At 40.7% G+C, this 21200-nt stretch carries 19 protein-coding genes and 2 pseudogenes; 2 read left to right on the forward strand and 19 right to left on the reverse strand.

Annotated features, from left to right (window positions below; all coding sequences use genetic code 11):
* Positions 1-69: 69 nt before the first annotated feature.
* Positions 70-836, reverse strand: a pseudogene (locus FTO70_RS09920) (hypothetical protein).
* Positions 837-1123: 287 nt separating this feature from the next.
* On the opposite strand from FTO70_RS09920, the gene FTO70_RS09925 reads away from it, so the two are divergent.
* Positions 1124-3733 (forward strand): valine--tRNA ligase, encoded by a 2610-nt coding sequence (locus tag FTO70_RS09925; RefSeq protein WP_255335596.1) that lies wholly within the window; start codon positions 1124-1126, stop codon positions 3731-3733.
* Positions 3734-4442: 709 nt separating this feature from the next.
* Here the strand turns inward: FTO70_RS09925 and FTO70_RS09930 are convergent.
* From FTO70_RS09930 to FTO70_RS09970, 9 genes are all read right to left on the reverse strand, one after another.
* Positions 4443-5360 carry a hypothetical protein gene (locus FTO70_RS09930; RefSeq protein WP_255335597.1) on the reverse strand — a complete coding sequence of 306 codons (918 nt, stop codon included), beginning with the start codon at positions 5358-5360 and terminating at the stop codon, positions 4443-4445.
* A 3-nt stretch (positions 5361-5363) separates the two neighbouring features.
* Positions 5364-6986: an archaellar assembly protein FlaJ gene (flaJ, locus tag FTO70_RS09935; protein ID WP_255335598.1), complete on the reverse strand. Its 1623-nt coding sequence runs from the start codon at positions 6984-6986 to the stop codon at positions 5364-5366.
* A 72-nt stretch (positions 6987-7058) separates the two neighbouring features.
* A complete protein-coding gene (locus tag FTO70_RS09940) occupies positions 7059-8915 on the reverse strand; it encodes a type II/IV secretion system ATPase subunit (protein WP_255335599.1) in 1857 nt (618 codons plus the stop codon).
* 35 nt (positions 8916-8950) lie between these two features.
* Positions 8951-9667 carry an ATPase domain-containing protein gene (locus FTO70_RS09945; RefSeq protein ID WP_255335600.1) on the reverse strand — a complete coding sequence of 239 codons (717 nt, stop codon included), beginning with the start codon at positions 9665-9667 and terminating at the stop codon, positions 8951-8953.
* A 166-nt stretch (positions 9668-9833) separates the two neighbouring features.
* Entirely contained in the window at positions 9834-10313 is a 480-nt protein-coding gene (locus FTO70_RS09950; RefSeq protein WP_255335601.1) for a flagellar protein FlaF, read from the reverse strand.
* Between the two features lie 4 nt (positions 10314-10317).
* Positions 10318-10803: a flagellin gene (locus tag FTO70_RS09955; protein WP_255335602.1), complete on the reverse strand. Its 486-nt coding sequence runs from the start codon at positions 10801-10803 to the stop codon at positions 10318-10320.
* Entirely contained in the window at positions 10788-11477 is a 690-nt protein-coding gene (locus tag FTO70_RS09960) for a hypothetical protein (protein ID WP_255335603.1), read from the reverse strand. The genes FTO70_RS09955 and FTO70_RS09960 overlap by 16 nt, the downstream gene beginning before the upstream one ends.
* Before the next feature lie 45 nt (positions 11478-11522).
* Positions 11523-12095: an archaellin/type IV pilin N-terminal domain-containing protein gene (locus FTO70_RS09965; protein WP_255335604.1), complete on the reverse strand. Its 573-nt coding sequence runs from the start codon at positions 12093-12095 to the stop codon at positions 11523-11525.
* 11 nt (positions 12096-12106) lie between these two features.
* Positions 12107-12697, reverse strand: coding sequence for an archaellin/type IV pilin N-terminal domain-containing protein (locus FTO70_RS09970; protein WP_255335605.1), 591 nt, complete (start codon positions 12695-12697; stop codon positions 12107-12109).
* Between the two features lie 220 nt (positions 12698-12917).
* Here FTO70_RS09970 and FTO70_RS09975 point away from each other — a divergent pair, with 220 nt between their 5' ends.
* Entirely contained in the window at positions 12918-13100 is a 183-nt protein-coding gene (locus tag FTO70_RS09975) for a hypothetical protein (protein ID WP_255335606.1), read from the forward strand.
* Positions 13101-13121: 21 nt separating this feature from the next.
* On the opposite strand, the gene FTO70_RS09980 is transcribed toward FTO70_RS09975, so the two are convergent.
* The 9 genes and pseudogenes from FTO70_RS09980 to FTO70_RS10020 all read right to left on the reverse strand — a co-directional run.
* Positions 13122-13934: a protein-glutamate O-methyltransferase CheR gene (locus FTO70_RS09980; RefSeq protein WP_255335607.1), complete on the reverse strand. Its 813-nt coding sequence runs from the start codon at positions 13932-13934 to the stop codon at positions 13122-13124.
* Entirely contained in the window at positions 13925-14587 is a 663-nt protein-coding gene (locus FTO70_RS09985) for a chemotaxis protein CheD (RefSeq protein ID WP_255335608.1), read from the reverse strand. Before FTO70_RS09985 ends, FTO70_RS09980 begins: the two co-directional genes overlap by 10 nt.
* Complete coding sequence (locus tag FTO70_RS09990; protein ID WP_255335609.1) at positions 14584-15186, reverse strand: chemotaxis protein CheC; 603 nt, start codon at positions 15184-15186, stop codon at positions 14584-14586. The genes FTO70_RS09985 and FTO70_RS09990 overlap by 4 nt, the downstream gene beginning before the upstream one ends.
* Complete coding sequence (locus FTO70_RS09995; RefSeq protein WP_255335610.1) at positions 15179-18076, reverse strand: chemotaxis protein CheA; 2898 nt, start codon at positions 18074-18076, stop codon at positions 15179-15181. Before FTO70_RS09995 ends, FTO70_RS09990 begins: the two co-directional genes overlap by 8 nt.
* On the reverse strand, positions 18066-19118 hold the full coding sequence (locus tag FTO70_RS10000; RefSeq protein ID WP_255335611.1) for a chemotaxis response regulator protein-glutamate methylesterase: 1053 nt from the start codon (positions 19116-19118) through the stop codon (positions 18066-18068). The genes FTO70_RS09995 and FTO70_RS10000 overlap by 11 nt, the downstream gene beginning before the upstream one ends.
* Before the next feature lie 13 nt (positions 19119-19131).
* On the reverse strand, positions 19132-19494 hold the full coding sequence (locus tag FTO70_RS10005) for a response regulator (protein WP_255335612.1): 363 nt from the start codon (positions 19492-19494) through the stop codon (positions 19132-19134).
* Positions 19495-19511: 17 nt separating this feature from the next.
* Positions 19512-20312 carry a CheF family chemotaxis protein gene (locus FTO70_RS10010; protein WP_255335613.1) on the reverse strand — a complete coding sequence of 267 codons (801 nt, stop codon included), beginning with the start codon at positions 20310-20312 and terminating at the stop codon, positions 19512-19514.
* Positions 20309-20788 (reverse strand): chemotaxis protein CheW, encoded by a 480-nt coding sequence (locus FTO70_RS10015; RefSeq protein WP_255335614.1) that lies wholly within the window; start codon positions 20786-20788, stop codon positions 20309-20311. The genes FTO70_RS10010 and FTO70_RS10015 overlap by 4 nt, the downstream gene beginning before the upstream one ends.
* A gap of 98 nt (positions 20789-20886) precedes the next feature.
* Positions 20887-21200 (reverse strand): annotated as a pseudogene (locus FTO70_RS10020) (chemotaxis protein); the annotation flags it as partial.

A 21200-nucleotide genomic window follows, 5' to 3' on the forward strand; every position in this document is an offset into this window, starting at 1 on the left:
TCTAAACCAATACCTTTCGTTTTTATACAATTTTATTTCCTTTATTCCTTTTATTCTGGTCGTCCATTGTTATATGATTGGTGTTTTGAAACCCTTAAATGTTAGAAGGTCTCGTAGTGTCCACTTTGAATCGGTTATCCCTGATTCTCTTGCAGGTGTATTTCTACATTTAACGCCTCTTTCATCTTTGTACTTCAATTCACCATGCTCTCTACAGAAGTTAAAGTGGGCACAGTAGAGCTTCATTTGATTTACTAACCATTTTGTCACTTTAGAAAATCCTATTGTTTTTCTTGAAACTCTATTGTTGTCCTGCCTGAAGGTCAGGTATAAAATCAATTATTAACCTGGAATTTGGTGCAAAAGCTACCCACATCCATAGCCCATCATCTTCATACACTTCCATTCTTGGAACTATTTTTTTTAACTATCACCCACATCTCGCCCATTTCTACCTTTGGTACATTCAGATCCTTCGTCATAGTATCATTTACTTTATCACATTGCTCAGCTGCACGGGCTAACCATCGTTTTACGCTAGCTGGTTCGACCTCTAAAACCTCTGAAATGGCTTCAGTACTCATACCTTTCATGGACATTTTTAGAGCTAAGTCGATGGTTTTCTCATCTTTGCGAAGATCATGATAGAAAGTGCCTGTATGGTCACAAAATGCTTTGCCGCAGTGATGGCAAATGTATCTTCTTGTTTTTTCCCCACGGCTTATGTATGTCCCATTTCCAGTAACATTCTCTTGACCGGTTTGGCCATAGAGTTCACATTCCTTATAAGGACAGGCAACATTAGTGAATAGCGTTTTTGGACCTCGTTTTCCCATAAGAATTATAGACATACTTACTGAGATATGATACCAGTCGAATACAAATTGACCATCAGCGTATTTAATAGAAATAAAGACTATTGATAAGTTAGATCAAAATCTGAAGAACTTTTTTTGAAAGAACTCACTTCGGCTAACTTTCATCATTTGATGAGAGAAATATCCTTACCTTTTTATCCCTAACTCCCTTACAGGTAGGCCTAATTAGCGAAAAGTTAAATATGCACAAACCCCTGTTAAAGCCCATAGCATATTAATTATTTTTTATCTACCGGAGTGTCTGTATGACAGAATCGGAAATTCCAAAAGAATATAACGCAAACGAGGTTGAAGAAAAGTGGATGGAGAAATGGAACCTCTCCATGTACCACTTCAACTGGGGAGAAGACACCCGCCCCCAGTACATCATCGACACCCCTCCCCCTTACCCCACAGGCAATTTCCATATCGGAAACGCACTTAACTGGTGCTACATCGATTTCGTTGCCCGCTATAAGCGTATGCGCGGGTACAACGTGATGTTCCCCCAGGGCTGGGACTGCCACGGCCTGCCCACGGAAGTCAAGGTGGAAGAGACCCATGGAATAACGAAAAACCAGGTCCCAAGAGCGGAGTTCCGGCGGATGTGCCGGGAAATGACCGAAGGCAACATCGACAAGATGAGAAAGACCATGCTGCGCCTGGGTTTTTCCGTGGACTGGAGCAACGAATTCGTCACTATGGAGCCCTCGTATTTCGTAAAGACCCAGAAGTCCTTTGTCAGGATGTATAACGGCGGACACATTTACCACGAAGACCACCCGGTCAACTGGTGCCCTCGCTGTGAAACAGCCATCGCTTTTGCGGAAGTCGAGTACGATGCCGGGCAGACGAAGCTTAACTTCGTCCACTTCGATAAGGTCGACATCGCCACAACAAGGCCCGAGCTCATGGCAGCCTGTGTTGCTGTTGCCGTAAACCCCAAAGACGAGCGCTACAAAGCATACCTTGGCCAGACAATCACCGTGCCCCTCTTCGGGCAGCAGGTCCCCCTGATTGCAGACGACGCCGTAGAGCCAGGGTTCGGGACCGGAGCCGTGATGATCTGTACCTTCGGGGACAAGCAGGACGTGCGCTGGTGGGCGAAGTACAGCCTGCCCCTTATCAAAGCCATCGACAAACAGGGCAAAATGACGAAAGCGGCAGGCAAGTACGCAGGCATGGGCATCACCGAATGCAGGGAAGCCGTCATTTCCGACCTGAAAGCCGGGACTTTCCTCTACGACCAGAAGCCCCTGGACCAGAACGTGGGGCTCTGCTGGCGCTGTGACACCCCCATCGAAATCCTTTCCGAACCCCAGTGGTTCGTAAAAATCAACCATGAGGGCATCCTGAAAGCCGCAGACGAGATTAACTGGTACCCCGAGTACATGAAAGTCAGGCTCCAGAACTGGACCGGCACAATGGAATGGGACTGGTGCATTTCAAGGCAGAGGATCTTTGCAACCCCGATTCCCATCTGGTACTGCAAGCAGTGCGGGGAAGTAATGATCGCCGAGGAAAGCTGGCTCCCGATTGACCCGAACGAGAACGCACCAAAGAGGGCATGTGCCTGCGGTTCCACAGACTTTGAGCCGGAAACCGATGTGCTGGACACCTGGATGGACTCCTCGATTACGGCCCTGCACGTCTCTGGCTGGGAAAGCGAGCATGACCTCCGCCTGCCCGCACAGATCCGCCCCCAGGGGCACGACATCATCCGGACCTGGGCCTTCTATACGATCCTGCGCAGCCTCGCCCTTGAAGGCAAGCGCCCCTGGGACTCCATCATGGTCAACGGGATGGTGCTCGGGCCCGACGGGCACAAGATGAGCAAGTCCCTCGGAAACGTCATCTCCCCCGAAGAAGTGACCACACAGTACTGCGCAGACGCCTTCCGCCAGTGGGGCGCTGTTGGCGGCTCCACAGGTTCGGACGTGATGTTCCGCTGGAAAGACGTGGTCTCAGCATCTCGTTTCCTCCAGAAGATGTGGAGCATCTACCGCTTCTCCATGTCCCACCTGAAGGACTTCGGAGAAGAAGATGCCGAAAACTTCCCGACAGACTCCCTCCTGACAATTGACAGGTGGCTCCTCAGCAAGCTGAACAGGCTTGTGGACTCCTCCACAAAAGAACTGGACGGATACCAGTTCGATTCCACCTTCAAGGCGATCAGGGGCTTTGCCTGGGAAGTCCTGGCTGACAACTACCTGGAACTCGTGAAAGGCAGGCTCTACGGGGACGAGCCCGAAGGCAGGAAAGCCGCCCAGTATGTCCTTTACAGGGCAATTAAAACCCTTTCCCACCTGCTTGCACCCTTCGTTCCCTTCTTTGCAGAAGAGCTGTACTCCAGGTTCAGCGAAGAAAGCGTGCACATGCAGGCCTGGCCTGCAGTCGATGAAAGCTTTATCAGCGAGGAAGCCGAAGCCGCAGGGGAATTAATAAAAGGCATCACCAGCGAAGTCCGCAGGTACAAGTCCGACCTCGGAATGGCCTTAAACGCTCCCTTAAAGAAGATAGAGGTCTACAACGCAGCCATCGATACGGGAGACATCGCAGGCGCCACGAACTCGGAAGTGGAACTGATGGAAGGAGCACCGACCTTCGAGTACGTGCCTGTTGAAGTCAAGCCCAATATGGGCCTCCTCGGGCCCCGCTTCAGGAAGGAAGCCGGAGCCGTCGTAAAAGCCCTCAAGGCAGAAGACCCCGCTGCAGTTGAAGCCCAGGCAGCTTCAGGAAAAATAAGTGTGACCGTAAACGGAGAGGCAATCGAACTCGAACCCGAAGCCGTGGAAATCAGAAAAGAAGTCATTTCCGGCGGCAGGGAAGTCGATGTCCTTGATGTAAGCGGCACGGTCGTTGTGATCGTCAGGTAAGCTCCGGCTTGCCTGCCATTTTTAATTTTGTGAACGGCCCCTCCCGAAAACATCACCTGAAGGTTTAGTTTTTGAGGAAGGAGACTTTCAGCCTGCCAAATTAATATGAAAAAACGCACATTTGCTGAAATTTTATTGAAGAATTATGAGGAATCCAGAGAAGATTTCTATAGAAGAATTATGAGGAATCTGAGGATTTCGATTAACCTCCGACTTCAGCAAATTTAGGAGGAGGCATCTTAAGCATGGCGCTTAATTTGCCAGGGCTCTCGAAAATCCTCAGAACTTATTTTTATCTCCTTATCAACATCATAGAAAAAGAGAGTATAAGAAGCGCCGCATAGAACATCACACTATAATCAAACCTGTTATACAATGACAGCCATGTGTATACAAGCATCGATCCTGAAAATACTGCTAAAACTATAAGTCCGACGTATTTTGCATCAACCATTTTTTCATCACTTACCTTTGTTCATTGTTATATAATATTACATTAACATTTTAGTTCTGTTTTATCTGAAATACTTCCACACGAGCTACCCCTCCCTAAAACCTCCATATGAAGGCTCGGATTTTGAGGGAGAATGTATCCCACCTGCGGAGATAAGGCTGATTAAACAGCTAAACTGATGATTATACCTACATTCGGCAGGTGTTTTGTATTTTCTGAATAATTTTTTTACCATCCTTTATCATAAACCATTAATCAGTTATGATTTGAATGCTGCCTGTATTTTTTCAAATTCCCAAGAACATCCTCAAGGTCAGATTTCAATAATTTCAAATCCAAATTTTCCCCACGCATATCAGCCATGAAATCGATTTTTTCTTCTTTAGTAATAACAATATCTTTCTTTAGTGAATCCAATAAACTGTCACTTTCATCACCAAAATTTAGATCTTCAGAGCCAGTACTGAATAATAGATCATCTTCGGAAGATTCATCCTCCATGGCCCCAAATCCGATATCAAATTCATTATCATCGAACATTAAATCACTATTTAGGGCTGCACCGATATCCGAAGATGCCTCTCCAAAAAATGGATCTACCGTACTAACTGCATGAGAACTATCTTTAAAACTGCTTCCAGTAGACATTTCAGTCAGAAGATCATCATCAAAATCCAATTCATCCTTTTTAGCTTCTACTATTTTATCAATATTGAAGGCATTAACGGTTTCAGCCCCACCAAATTTAGAAGCCTTTGTCTTATTATCAGATGATAAATCAAATCTTCTACCAGAGCGCTTATTACCCTTTCCTGGTAAAGTGAACGAAAAGGATGAAATTTTAGTTAGCAAATTGCCAAAAAGTTTTTGAATTTGAGTTATTGATTTCAGGGATTTTATTTCAGCATGTTCATGCTTATTTTTGTTGGGGATTCTCTGGATTAAACTACTTAGCTTTTTACCGTACACAGAAAAACCATTCGAACCTTCAAAACCGAAACTTTTTAATTTTTGGTACAGGGCTGAAAATGGATTAAATTCTCCTGGATTAAATGAGATTTTACCTTCTCTTTGATATTTATCGTATAAAGTTGCGGTTCCCATAACCACCAACGTTACAAAGACACCTATAAGTATAGTAAAATTTGTTTCAATCATACCAGTTAAATCCATATTTTACAGGCCTCCTGCGATATCGTCCAATAATCCATCAAATGAAAACACCGAATCCACTAAAGGAGGAACCCCGATCATTAATACACCGGATAGGATAAACATAATCCCACCATAGAATATTGCCAGGTACATGGGTCCCCCTTTAACAGCAATAATTGCTAAGGCATTAGCTAACGTTAGAATAAGTATGACTATTATGACAAACTGCCCCAGTAATTCGACAGGAACCCCCCCGAAAATTCCCAGATTCATGCCGCCTATGCCGCCGGGAATCCCTTCAAGTTCAGCCCCATTTATATCAAACCGGGTAAAAAGACTTGATATAATGGTGGTAAAAATAGTCAGGATCTTACCGATGAAAAGAAGAAGAGCAACCATCGATATATGAAGAGGAATGACAAGGTTAGTAAATGCACTGGATATCCGTTCCCTCTTCATTCTTAACAGAACTATTTCAAGATTGGATGAACTCACAAGTTCCCCTATTGTCTCTGCATTTCCCCCGAGGTTTACAGCATCCACAAAAACATTTGTCAGTTTATATATCAAGTAACTCCCCGTCTCTCCAACAAACTTTCCCCAACACAGCCTGGGGTCCAGGCCGGTTGCCAGTGTTTTATAAAGTTCCTGGCTCATATCTTTAAGCTCCCCGAGATTTTTGGGATCAATCTTTAAGAGGGCATTTGGAACTGTCAACCCGGAACCACTTACAATAGACCCAAGGCTGCTTATAAAAGTTGTATAACTTTCATCTCTTTTATTGACCTTATGTACATCTCTGTTTGCCACAATTCCAACAGGCAGAAGGCTTATTCCTGCAAAAACCATTCCAATTCCCTTAATGTCAATGGGATATTCAACCGGGATAATAAAAGCCGGCAGTATCGTGAATAATATAACAATGAAAGCAGACAGAGAAAGTGTAGGAAACATCCACTTATAGATGAACACCTGCTCTTTTGATTTTATCTTTAAACCATGGACTCTTGCATCCTTAGGAGCAGCTCTAAAAAGCAATCCCACACCAAAAAATGCCATTAAAAAAACAATAAAAATTGCAAAATACAATGTACGCGCAGGGTCACCTAAATTGTATAGAATTACTGAAAGTAATATGATTATAGCTATAAGAGATGTGGAAACAAGCAAAGCTGTGTACGCATTTGCCCATTCTTTTGTGGTTTCAAGATCTCTTTCGACTTCATCTTTTCTTTTTGTTTTATATAACTTCCACTCTTTGGTGAGAAATTCGTTATCAGGTTCTCCTGCTGAGATAGCGTTGGACAGTCTATTAAAAAGTTCACGCAGTCTTTCGTGAGTTACTTTTGTGGATATAAGTTCACAGGAGTTGGCGTAATCATAATGCCAATGCTGAGCCAACTCTCTAACCTTATTAAAATAGATACTTGGGCAATATTCTTTTTTCTCAGAGATACTTGAAAAGATTTTGTCTCTTGTTAAATTGGCCGTTGAAATTGATGCCATATAAGTAAGAGAAAAAAGCAGATCATTACCCATATAGAGTTCTTTCTGGTAGCGTTTGAACTTATGAGAAAGCTTGTTAAAAATAGATTGTGAATTATACCTTTTGCTTAAAACGTTTTTTAGCTCAGATATTTTCATCCAGATCACCGTTTTTAGATTACCCGGTTTTCAGATTGCCCGAGATGTTTCGGGAAATAAATATATCCCCGGTTAGAATTGAATCCTCAGCATACCATGTTTTGTAATCTTTGCAACCGTATTGAAGAAATCGTAATAATTTACAATCCCTTCATTGTCCAGTCTCTCCAAAATTTTTGCTCGTTTTTCTATTTCCTCATAGATTACTTTTTTCTTCTTACCTGGAATTCCAAGCCTTGTAGCTATTTTTTGCTCCAGGAGATATGAACTTCCCATGGCACTGAAAACAAAGGAATCGGAAACAGGATCCCAGGAAAAGGCTTCTATGAATGAAATTCCGCCTTTATCCGGATTAAATCCGAGAACCTCGTTTACACTGAGTATCCTCCTCACAAGTTTGCCGTCCGGCCTCCTGACCGCAGACTGAATTATGACAAAGTTGAGGTTATCGATGTACGTTTTAGGGATGTTAATAGGTTCAGCGGTAACCCTCTGGATCAATTTTTCTACAGTTGCAGCGTGAAAAGTCGACATAACAGGGTGGCCTGTTTGCATTGCCTGAAATGCCACGTTTCCTTCAACCCCTCTGATTTCTCCGACCATGATATAATTTGGCCTCTGCCTTAATGCGGCTTTAAGGAGGTCAAACATCGTAACGTCCGAACCGCTTCCTTCTCCAATTCCACCGCTCCTTGTACTTCCTCTTGTAGTTTCTCGGGTCCAATTTTTGTGAGGGATCTGCAGTTCAGGGGTATCTTCGATTGAAACCAATTTTGCTTCAGGGTTTACAAATGCGGTAATGCCATTCAATGTAGTTGTTTTACCGCTTGCAGTTTCACCACATATAAAACCGCTCATACCTTCGGAGATCAGGATCCAGAGGTAAGCTGCAATCCTGTAATCCATAGTTCCGCCTTTTATAATCTGAAGAATACTGAAAGGGGTCTCATTGAATTTCCGTATGGTGAAATTACTTCCATTCTTACTGATATCATCACCAAAAACAATATTAATCCTTGAGCCGTCCGGGAGCGTGGAGTCTACAATGGGGTTCTTGAATGTGATGGGTTTTCCGATCCTTTCTGCAAGCCTTATGACATATTGATTGAGTGCATCGTTGTCATTAAATTCGATAACACTTCTCAACCCTTTGAACACCTTGTGTTCAATGAAAATGGGCCCCAAACCATTGCATGTTATATCTTCAATATGCCTGTCATGTATATACGGATCAAGAAAGCCCACTCCAATTTTATCCCTGATAACCGAATATTTCAGAGCGCCGTACTGCTCTTTTGAGAGGTAGATATGGTTATCCTCTTTTTTACCTCCACTCAAAAATGATCCTGACTCAAGTAATTTTCCAAATAAGTTTTTGATCCCTGAACCGGAATTATCAATTGTCATTTTCTTACCGATTACGCAAATAGCATCTAAAGATTCCCTCAAGATCCTCTCTTTCTCTTCCAGATTTTCAGGGTCAAAATCAATCCCGGTAAGATAATCTACAAGTTTGATTTCCAGTTCTTTAATGAGCTTCCCGACCCCTGTCAGAAGTATGGGCTCTATAGGAATATAGAAATTCCTTACATCATTTTTATTCGGATAAATATGCACATATACATTGTCACTTACCTTGTATATCAGGTTGGGAGCCTCTATATCTCCATGTTTTGATTCAAGCTGAGGGACATATCTGGGTATGCCCATCGTATCTATAGGCAGGATATGCAGATACTCCAGGAGATGAAGATTTTTTTCAACTTCTGATTTCATTTCCGGAGGGAGAAGCTTGTAAAGATTACATGTTTTCAGATTGGAATGGTCGTGTCCCTCATACTTTTTTGGCTTGAACGGGAAATTCGTGTATACTCCCGTATTGAGCACATTACCATCCTCAATACTGAGATTATCTGCAATACTATCCATGTCTACTCCACGCGGTTAATTGCTTAGAAATCTTTTTACACCCTGGCCTGTGAGATCGGAATGATCTTTAGTCCGAACCCGGGTTGAACTTCAAAACTCACTATATTGCCCGTGCTTTTCTTGGCGCCTCTTATTTTTGAGACTTCCATAACGCTGATATAGCGGTCAGTGAGCTGCTCCTTTCTGAGAAATAGATGGCAATCACATGCAGACCGTATTCTTACAAGTGTGTCTTCTTTGAAAGCATGTTGATGTAAGGTAATGAAGATTGTATATCCCCTGTCACAGAGATTTTTTAAACTTGTAAGAAACTCAAGAATATTGTCTTCATCGGAATAAGTGGTAAACATTGTAAGAGAATCGATAATAATAACCTTTTCTTTCATACTTTTTATATGAGTTGTAACAAGATGCAGGGTTCCTTTCATTTGATCAGAAGTCCATTCGACACCCTCAAGATGAACCGGAAAAATTCTAAAATAGCCCCAGCTATAAAAATCCGAGATATCAAGACTCAGGCTCTCCATCTGCGCCAGCATACTTTTAATGGTATTCTCGGTTGAATAGTATGCTATTCTGTGAAGCTGGTTTAGTCCTCCATACACCATTTGCTGGCACAGCACACTCTTCCCGGTATCATTTTCGCCCTCAATGAGCACAAGAGAACCTAAAGGAATGCCCTCACCCAACTTTTTATCGATTTCATCATTACCACTTGAGATAATGCCCTTTTTATCCTCTTTTTCTCCCATTTTATCCACCTATTACAGATTATCCTGAAGAGACGAAAACATATCAGTGAAAATTACTACGATTAATGGAATACGATTAACGGAATACGATTAACGGAATATAATCAGTTAAATAATAATCAAATAATAATTGAATGATAATTGAATATTAATATTTTCATACGAATCAAGGCACCACATATTCTGTGGAAGAAGTGATACCGTTTTCAGTGATGATTTTTACAATCAAATGATCAGTAGAACTAAATTCAACTGGAAAATCGAATTCAATTTTAATATATTCATTCGGATCCAGAATTTTGGGATTTATGTGATCGTTATAAAATGTAATGTTTTCATTATTAGTTTTAAGATAGAATACCTGACCATCTTTAACTACAATGATGTCCCATAGACCGAAATTATTTAATTTGGTTTCGCCTGTGTTATTAACCATGATAGAAATGCGATTTGGATCTACAGAACTATTCCAGATATTCGTAATTTCAATATTAGTATGAAGCCTATCCATAGTTGTTTCTTGAATCGCAGCATATCCTTCATAAGAAGATTCGAGAAGATTACTGGTCCCCATTGTTACAGTACCTGCTACAACCAGAATCATTCCAACTACGAAGAACGCTACGATTACCGTATCAAGGCCCATAATATCACTTTGAGAATGTATCTGATACTGATACCCCGTTGTACAGGAAGAAGCTAATCTTATAAGTGCCAGCAGCCAGAGGATCCCCATCATTAAACGTTATTGCTACCTTAAGGGTCTCTCCACGGTTCCACGTGTCGCCGCTATCTCCATTCTCAAGGGTGTAACTCCATGAGGGAAATGAAGCAGATTCAAAACCGGGATTATGGTAGCCTGAAGAAGAAATAATAAAGACATCGCTATATTGCAGTTGTGAAAGGGGTACATTTGAGGACCCGACGTTTTTAATCCAGACGGAAACATTATTTCCTTCAGGATAAATAAAGATAATATCCATATCTGTTTTAAACTGGTCTTCCATATTACTTGCAATGGATGTATAAGAATTAGAGAGATCATATACAGAAGGAAGGACGGCATTAACAAATGCCACTACAGCTATAACACTCGTCATCACGAGCAGTGCTGTAGCTATCACTTCCTTTGCCATAAGTTTTTCACCGTATCATTTTCATTAAGAACATAATCCAGTACTTTAGAATCAAGAGATATATCTTCAGGATTGAGTATATGATACAACCTGTACAGGTCCATTACTGCATCATCAAGGTTGTTGTTTTTACCCAGGATTTCAGTGATTCTGATAACAATTTCCTTTATATCACCGGGAATATATCCTAAAAGAGAGAATATTTCAACTAATTCTTTTATGGTCTCTTGATCATATTTCTCCGCCATGTCCTTGCTCCAGACAATGGTCTTGTAAAAAGACAGGGGATCAACGAGTTTAGAGCCAGGCCTTTTCATAGCAGCTTTTTTTGAAGCTTCAAAGAGGCTTTTGGGAATATCCTCCATCAACTCCATATCATCAGGTTCGTTTTCTTTTATTTTATCTTCTTTAGGAAGACGATCTCCCGCATCATCGGAAGAAGGTTTGGGAGCCAGCATTGCACCGGACATATTCGCAATGCCCTGTATATTCTGGAAAGGGTTTTCAAGCACACCCATTGTTTCCCTTATATCCATAAGAAGATTTTTTATAGAGCCCTTGATCTCAGTTACCTCTTCTTCAAGATTCGCAACCCTGGATTCTACGGTGTCACTTTCAGCTGTAGCTACAATTTTATCAATCATGGACTGGTCAAAAACTTCCGGGTTGTTCATTATATCACCAAAACTGTAGCATTAAAAAATAAAAAATAATGGCACTCAGTTGAGTGTCATTATCGAATCAATAGATGGGGGTGCCTGCCTGTGAATGGTATAGGATGCTCCCTGAGGCGGCTTGATTTCAAGCTGGAACTGATCGTTAGCCTCTATGTTATACTCACCTACGGGGACTACGACTTCAAATTTCTCAAATTTGTCTATGAGGTCATTGCCGTCATCATTGTACTTCCTAGTGACATTAAAATACGTAATGGAGTTAGCAGCAAAATCGCCCATTTTTAAGTCAGTTGGTGCCCGTGTAGGGGATGAAAAAACTATAAGAGTTTTATTCATATCGACTGATGAACCACCTGACGTCAGCTGCAAGAACAGAGTGACATTCTTAAGTTCATTTGCGCTACCTGTGGCAACTACGTCTCCACTTAATTCAACACTGCTGCTCGCCTGCTGCACACCCGTGTGCACGACTTCCTGGCTTTTCTGGGTTGTATAGAATCCTGCTCCGAGCATGACATAGCTGAACACTGCAGCCACGACCACAAAAGCTACAAGGACAATTGCCGCTTCAAGCCCGGTAAACCCTTTTTCATCTTTTAAAAATTTAGTCCACATTATAGATCACCTCAGTAAACCGTATAATAATTATCAGCAGCAAGTGATGCAGGCATTGTTCTTTGGATAATAAGAACCGCGCCTTCTGGAGGTTTTACCTCAAGCTTGACAACTTCGTTTACTCCCGGTTTTGTACTAAGGCCGAGAGAGGTAGCATTCAAGTCGATTTCTATCCGGTATTTCTCACCCTTTTCAACTAGATTTAGTGCATTGGATCCGGATTCAATTATTGTCTCATATGACCAGAATCCATTTGTTGCATTGTATTCCGCGGTTTTGAAATCATCATCATCTATGTATGTGATAATTGTTTTGTCGAGGTCTACAGCTGTCCCACCGGCAGTGTTAGTTACATAAAATGTAACATTAGTTACATTGGTTGAATCTCCACCTTTTACAATTACATCTCCGGAAGGTGCGAGACTGCTGCTTGCCTGTGCTACACCCGTGTGCACGACTTCCTGGCTTTTCTGGGTTGTATAGAACCCTGCTCCGAGCATAACGTAGCTGAAAACTGCAGCTACGACTACAAAGGCCACCAGGACAATTGCTGCTTCAAGCCCGGTAAATCCTTTTTCATCTTTTAAAAATCGATTCCACATTATGATTCACCTCATTTTGAAGAATATTAGTATAATAATGATCGATATAATACTGATTAATATAATATAAATGTTTTGTCAGTTAGGGAGATAAAAAATGAATCATTTAAAGAAAAAAAAGTGTTATAGTTTGTAGGGATAAGGTAGGAAAAACTAAGGCCAGAAGAGAGACTGTATTGATCGTGCTCTTACGGAAAAAATAAAAAATTAGCTTAATAGATTGCGTTTATTTGACAGGCATATAAATTCTATTGTAAGATTTTCTGCACAAAATTCCCTTTCCATTAAGCAAAAAAATAAATACAGTAAATATTGTGGAGATGCAAAAAAAGATGCTCAAAATTATTACAATATTTTAGAAAGAAAAATGAAAAAAATAGGAAAATGCAGGGGATATGATTAGTTGAATCATATAATCAGACATTCATACTTTTTTAAAAATTTTCTCCCTCACACTTACAGGAGTAAACAGCTCTCTAATTTCAGCCGGCAAAGTTTCAGATCTGCCAATAATTAGATAGCCTCCATCTGAGAGAGAGTTATAAAAATCATTCAACATTTTTACCTTCTGCTTTTCGTTGAAATAGATCATAACGTTCCTGCAAAATACAGCATCAAAATGCTTGGAAATTGGGGGTTCGCTGGTCAGATCATGCTTCTTAAACCTGATCAACAGTTTTTTGATATCCCTTACTTTGAAATCGGAACCTGAAGGTTCGAAATACTTTTGCAGAATGGAGGGATCTAAATTTTTCAATTGATCTTTGCTGTATAATCCCTGGGAAGCACGCTTCAGGCAATTTTCGTCGATATCCGTCGCATAGATAGACACGCTCCAGTCTTCCGGCAAAACCTCTTTTGAGCAGATGCCAATTGAGTACGGTTCTTCTCCATTGGAACAGGCTGCACTCCAGAACCTGACAAGGTTGCTTTGAGATTTCTTTTTCCTTTCCATTATGCTTGGTAATAATTCTTCGCGGAAAAACATGAAAGGGGTTTTATCCCGCATAAACTCCGTGACGTTTACTGTAATTGCATTTATGGTTTCCTTCAGCTCGTTTTGATCTTTTTCCAGGAGCCGAGAGTACATCGCATAATTATCAATTCCCAGAGCCTTCATTCTAAGGTCAATTCTTCTCCTGAGATAAGTATCCCTGTAACCGGTCAGAATAATGCCCGAGGATTTCGAAATCTTTCGCACAAGAAACTGGAAATCATCCTCAATAGTTATAACCACAATACTTCCCCTTTGGTATATTTAACAATCATACTTCCGTCCACGGGATTAAAGATAACATTCCTGCCAACATCCCCACCCACATCTTTTGCCAGTATCGGGATATTTTTATTAATTAGAGTTTCTTCAACAGATCTTGCGTTCCTGTTGCCAATTTTTAGGATTTCCAGGTTCATATGCTTGAAAACCTGGGATCCTCCCGCAAACTTTGCGGAAATCTTACTTTTTCTGGCTCCCAGTTTTATCATATCTTCAAGCATTTTTTCTATAGCCGTTTCAGCATACTTGGTTTCACCATTATTTGAAGCCCCCGGAAGCAATACATGTGCTATTCCGCATATGCCTGTTGAAACATCGGAAAGAACAACTCCAACACAGGACCCAAGGCCCATGGCTTTTAGGAGAACGTTTTTCCCGATTTTATATTCCCCTATCCCGGCGGACAATTCTCCATCCAGAGTTACAATACTCGGATTTGACGTAGTGTCCACTAAGTAACCTTTTGCAGCATTAGTCATATCACATGACTGGAAGCAATCCTGGAATGAGCAAGTATTTGAAAGTGAACAATAAGATTTTACCAACACATTTCTCTCAGTTAGAAAAATCGCCTTTCCGTTTTCATTCCAGGTGAACAAAATAGTGACATTCATAATAGTTCCATCATTTTCATTATCTCATCAAATAGCCCGGATTCCGGAAGCAAAGCGAAATAAATCTCTATATCCGAATCAGAGCTAAGTGCTGTTTCAAATAATATTATATGGTTGCTCTCCCTGGCCATTTGTGAAACTACCGAATCTACAACTGCTGTAGGTACATCTAATGCAAAACTTGGGGGAGACGGGAGTAAGATGATATCCATGAAATCGGCTGAAGCATCACAAAAAGAAGACGAGAGTATGTTTCCGACTTCCATAATTGTGGATTCATACATTTCCTCATCAAGCTCCTCCAAGCCAAATAAATTGCTTGCAATTTTTCTTGATGACTCCTCCGGAAACATAATATATAAATATCCAGATCTGTTTTCTTCAAGGTCTTGCAATGCTATAATTACTCCTGCAACAATATCAGGAATAAAGTCATTGAATATGTATTTTATTTCCCCTACCTTGACTTCCGGAACTGAGATAAAGACATCTTTATCAAGAAGTTGAGAAAGGGACGTTGCTGCATGCCCAGCCCCAATATTCCCGAGTTCTTTTAAAACATCCAGTTCCATTTCACCAAGATTTTCCAAATCAATCATCAATATCACCTCTTATAAGCACCGATACGTCCAGAATAGGTATTACCCGTCCGTCTCCCAATATTGTAACACCGATAAAGCCCTTTAAATCAGAGAAAATGTTCCCCAATGGTTTAATGACAATTTCCTGTTGATCTATAATTGAATCAACTATCAGGCCAACTTCCTCATTTTCTTTTTCAACGATTATTGCAAGTTCTTTGTCCAATTTCTCACACGGAATGTTAAAAATTTCTTTTAATTTTAATACTGGTAGCAGTTTATCTCTGATATAGAGCAAAGGAGTTTCTTTAACAAACTTGTAATCATTGCTATCAACACTCAAAGCTTTCACAACATTAGAAATTGGGATTGCATACGTCTCCGACCCAACCTCCACTAAAAGAGATTTAATTATAGCAACTGTTGGAGGCAAATCAATTCTGATTTTTGTATACTCTCCCTTCTTTGAATATACCCTGACCTTCCCCCCCAGTTTTTCAACAGCAGTTTTTACTGCATCCATGCCCACACCCCTTCCAGAGATTTCGGTTGCAGTATCCTTTGTCGAAAAACCAGGAGTAAAAATAAGCATCCTGATTTCATCTTCACTAAGGTTTTCGAGATCAAAAGCCGACAATAAACCCTTCTCAAGAGCCTTCTTTTTTAATAGTTCCAAATCCATGCCTTTTCCGTCATCTTCGATCTCAATTATGACGTTATTTTTCTCTCTTCTGGCTGAGAGTTTAATGTGGCCTATTTCACTTTTTCCAGCTTGTTCCCGCTCTTCAGGAGACTCTATACCGTGATCAACGGCATTTCTTACAAGATGAACCAGAGGATCGTTAATTTCGTCTAAAATCGTCCGATCTAATTCTGTATCCTGCCCTTCAATTTCAAAATCGATATTTTTGTTGAATTTTCTGCTTAAGTCCCTTACCATACGTGGAAACTTACTGAATACTCTTTCAATTTTTACCATCCTTATTCTCATCACTTCATCTTGCAAACTTGATATAGACTTATCCAGAGTCGCCGTTGCTTCCTCTAATTCAGGTAAGTTGTATTCCTGAGAGATCTGAAGCAAACGTCCCTTGTTAATAACAAGCTCACCGACAAGATTCATTATGTTGTCAAGATTTGAAGTCCTTACCCTGATGGTTTCCTGTCTCTTCGATTCCGAAGACATTTTTTCCGATTTTACCGATTCCGAAATGGGACTGCTTGAATCAGCTTCTAAACTTGAATCAGAATCTAAGATTCCGGTTTTCTGGATTTCCTGTGACTTAAATCCTTGACCGGGAATTTCCTCCGAGGGTTCTTCAAGGAATTGAACTTCATCTGATTGTAAATCGGGACCTGGGATTTCCTCCGGAGGCTCTTTCAGGAATAGGACTTCATCTAATTGTAAATCGGGATAAAGAGTTTCCTCAGGGGATTCTTCCAGGAGTTGAACCTTATCTAATTGTAAATCGAGATCAGAAATCTCCTCGGAAGGTTCTTCAGGGAATCGAACTTCATCTAATTGTAAATCGGGATCAATATTTTCCTCGGAGGATTCTTCCAGAAATTGAACTTCATCTAACAGTGATTCTTGACCAGGAATCTCCACGGATGTTTTTTCTAATAATTGGCTTTCCTGTGACTTCTGCTCGTCACCGGGGAAACTTTTGTATTTGTCCTCCGAAAGTGTTCCAGCACATCCAGTACTCTTAGAACATATAATTTGTTTATTCATTTTGTTTAAAATAAAACGTATTTTTGTTACTAAATTCTGTAAAGTAGAAGTAAAAATATTCGAATTTATTGCAGATGAATCAGCTGTTGCTTCATGCATTGCACTGGGGGTTGATGCTGCAATTGGCTGAGAGTCTTCTGAAGTGGAACTGCACACTGCATCGGGGGTTGATACTGCAATTGGCTGAGAGTCTTCTGAAGTGGAACTGCACACTGCATCGGGGGTTGATACTGCAATTGGCTGAGAGTCTTCTGAAATGGAACTGCACACTGCATCGGGGGTTGATACTGCAATTGGCAGAGAGTCTTCTGAAGTGGAACTGCACACTGCATCGGGGGTTGATGCTGCAATTGGCTGAGATTCTCCAGAGGTTGGATTGCAACATTCAGGTTTTTCATTGGAAACAATGTTAAAGCATTCAATTTCTGTAATCCTATCCATTAACTCTTCAACTTTCTCCCCATCTCCTGAAAGGAACACGGTGAAGTTACCATTGAAATTGCTATCCATCTCATCTTCATCAGGATTTGTTTTGACCACTTTGCAGATGTCCCTAAGAGATTCTATAATCAAGGACGCCCTTAAATCTTTCATCATGCAGTCTTCAGAAAGGGTTATATCCAAAACAAGATTACAGTCTTCTGCATTGCAAATATTACTGGTTTCCTGTTTATCAAGGCATTTTAAATCTAAAGAAGAATTGTCCTCTGCTGATTTCAGGGATATTATTTCTGAAGACAGGACGTTATTTTCCACGGGCTCCCGTATACAGAGAGGCACCTGTCCGCTCTCCCTCATATTTATGTAATTTCCAAAAACTTCCAGAAGATCATCTATTTCTACATTATCAGTATCGTTATTTTCTATTTGTTTAACCATATCCGTAATTCGGTCAACTGTTGAAAGCATAATGTCAACCAGTTCACCGTCTATCTCTATATCTCCGTTTTTTATGCCGCACAGGACTTCTTCCATATTATGACACAGATGTTCAAGTGATTTATAACCAAGAAATCCGGCCATTCCTTTTATCGTATGTGCGATTCTAAAGATTTCATCAATTGCGGCACAGTCTCCGTTTTCTAAGTCCACGAAAGCCTGATTGAATACATCGAGGCATTCATAGACTTCCTGAAGAAAATCGCTTTTGTAAGCCGCCATATCACTTTCCATTACATTTCACCTCTAGCCTGTTCACAATTTCTTCAGGGATCTCGAAAATAGGTTTCACAACATCAATAGCTCCATATTCTATTGCAGTTTTTGGCATTCCAAAGACAACGCAGGTATCTTCGCTGCATGCAATTGTAGAGCCACCTGCATCCTTTATCATTTTAAACCCATATGCACCATCGTTACCCATACCCGTAAGAATCGAGGCAACTATGTTTTTCCCATATACGTCTAAAAGACTTTCAGCTGTCACATCAACTGCCGGCATTACAGCATGAACAGGTTGGCCTTTTACAAGTTTTATTCTGATGACATCCATAGCCTTTCTGACTTTCATGTGGTAGCCACCGGGAGCTATGTAAACAACGCCATTTTTTATTTTTTCATTATTTTTGGCTTCCTTTACTTCCAGCTCAGACAAAAAATCCAGTCTTTCTGCCATCTGCCTGCAAAAATTACCCTCTGGCATATGCTGGACAACAAAAACCGCAGCAGGTAAATCTCCAGGAAGCCTGGGAATCAACTGTTCAAGAGATGAAGGACCACCTGTAGATGAGCCTATAAGAATTCCAAAGTCTCCCGAACATCCCCATTTTTTCCTGACAACCTCACCTTTAAATTTCCTCATGTTTAGCAATCTTAAGATATTGGGATTGGACTTATGAATGCCTTTTATTTTTTCAATTAGTTCGCCCTCTACCTTATTCACTTCATGGCGATTATCAGATTTTGTTACAAAATCTATTGCTCCAAGATGCAAAGCTTCCAATGCCTCTTTCGAACCCTCCGTAGTCAGGGTGCTAAACATGATGATAGGAACCGGATCCGTACTCATAATGGTTTTAACAGCCGTTAACCCATCCATAACTGGCATGTTAACATCCATTATAACTATATCAGGGTGTAATTTCTTTGCTTTTTCTACAGCTTCTTTTCCATTACAAGCGTCTCCGACTATTTTTATATCTGAGCTGCTGGCAAGCATGCTTCTTATTGCCATCCGCATGAAGGCAGAATCATCAACAATAAGAGTACGGATCATGCTATCCCCAAAATTATTCACCAATAACTTTTTTAATCTCTTCAATGACCTTAGGTGCCTGGAAAGGTTTTATTATATAGCCTCTGGCCCCCAGTTTTATAGCTGTTTTTACAATTTTTTCCTGCCCGATGGCAGTACACATCACAATTTTAGCATCTTTGTCAATGGACTTTATTTGCTTTAAGGCGTCAATTCCTGTCATTTCAGGCATGACAACATCCATTGTAACGACATCTGGCTTGAGCCCTTTATATAGTTCTACAGCTTGCACTCCGTTTTCAGCTTCTCCTGCTATGTCAAATCCAGCCCCAAACAGAATATTTTTAAGAAGTTTTCTCATAAAAGCAGTATCATCAACAATCAATACTTTTGCCAATTATATCACCTAAAAAATTATCCTTTAGAGATTTTATCAACCATACTAACCCCACTCGGGGTCAATTCGATTTCCTTTCTAATTTTAACAACTTTAGCTAACCCGGAATCAATAAGGCGATCGTAATAACTATTTAATTCATCTGTTGATATTCCGATTATATTTTCAATTGACACGAAATCTAATCCGGAATACACCAGCGTGAGAATTTGCATTTCCTCCTCAGACAATTCAATTGTGGGTTTATGTTTTTCAAAGAGCCGCTGAAGATAGTTATCAAGCATTTCCAGTGTGCTTTCCGGACAAAGGACCAGGCTTGTTACGACATCACTTTTTTCAACATGAGAAAGGACAAGGACCATTCTCTGTTTTCCACCGACATTTCTAATATCCTTTTTAACAGATCCGAAGTTTTCAATTGGAATTCTCTTCTGCTTTTTTGTGGATAGAAACCAGAATCCTTCATCTGTTACGCTGAAATACCCTTTTTCCCACTGTGCAGCCGATGAAACAACACCACCAACAGTAGCAGGTGACAAAAAATACACCGCAAATTTATCTGCTTTGAGGTTAAATGCAATATATCTGAAAACCTGTTGATGAATATTTGAAGGGAGTTTAATGGTAGTTTTACCGTTTCTTTTAATCTGGATACAACTAACACCCTTCACATCAACATCTTCCAGGTCTTCTATTTCCTTGAGGGGGACCTTCTGTTTACCTATAATCAAACTGTCCTCGGTTATTACAAGTTCTGTATCCACCCACCCGCCATTGTAAACTTTTACTGGAGTTCGGAGGTGGACTTTATCGGTCATCCTTCTAACTCCTTCAGCTCTTCTTCGCCGAATAACTCTTTAAGGTCCATTAAAGTAAGAAGTCCATCCTCAAGTTTCCCCACTCCTTTTAAAAACTTAGAGTCATTTCTTAGAGCTAAAAAACGGGGTATTTCTTCTATATTCTGGGAAGAAAGATACTTGACTTCACTAACGCTATCAACCATCATGCCTATGGTAGCATTATCATATTCAACCACAATAATCCTGGTATTTTCATCGTTTTTCTTCGGTTCTTTGCCAAGTCTTTTTCTAAGATTGATAATGGCTGCGATTTGGCCTCTGAGGTTTAAGACTCCTTCTACAAAGTCAGGTACATTTGGAATCCTGGTGATTCGAGTTGGCAGGATGATTTCCTTTACCTGGGAAATTTCAACTCCATATCTTTCTTCACCAAGATTGAAGACAATTACCTGAATCGTATTATCCACATTTACAATTTGGCTATGATAACTCATGCATATCACCTAAACTCATGCATCACCTAAAAGAGGAGCTAATAGAAATTTCCTGTATTCTATTAGCCCCGGATTCGAATAGTTCCAGCCCCAGAAATTCAGAATTTCCTGGAGATTCCCTTTCTATCGAAGCTTTGAAGTTTTCCAGAAGAGTGTTGACTGGAAGGGTGTTGACTGGAGTCCATTTCGGTGGAAACGTTGAAGTTTTCCAGAAGAGTATTGACTGTTTTATGAGCAAGCCCGCTAACATTCTGTACCGAGACACTTACCTGCTGCATTGCAGCGGTCTGTTCCTCGATAGCAGCAGAAGTTTCTTCACTGCTTGCAGCATTTTCTTCAGCAGTGGAGGCAGCCTCACTAATGCTTTTATCAATATTCTCAATTTTATCCAGGCCGTCTTCTGCAAGTTTAT

This window comes from Methanosarcina sp. KYL-1 (assembly GCF_024372725.1).
In the GTDB taxonomy this organism is placed as follows: Archaea; Halobacteriota; Methanosarcinia; order Methanosarcinales; family Methanosarcinaceae; genus Methanosarcina.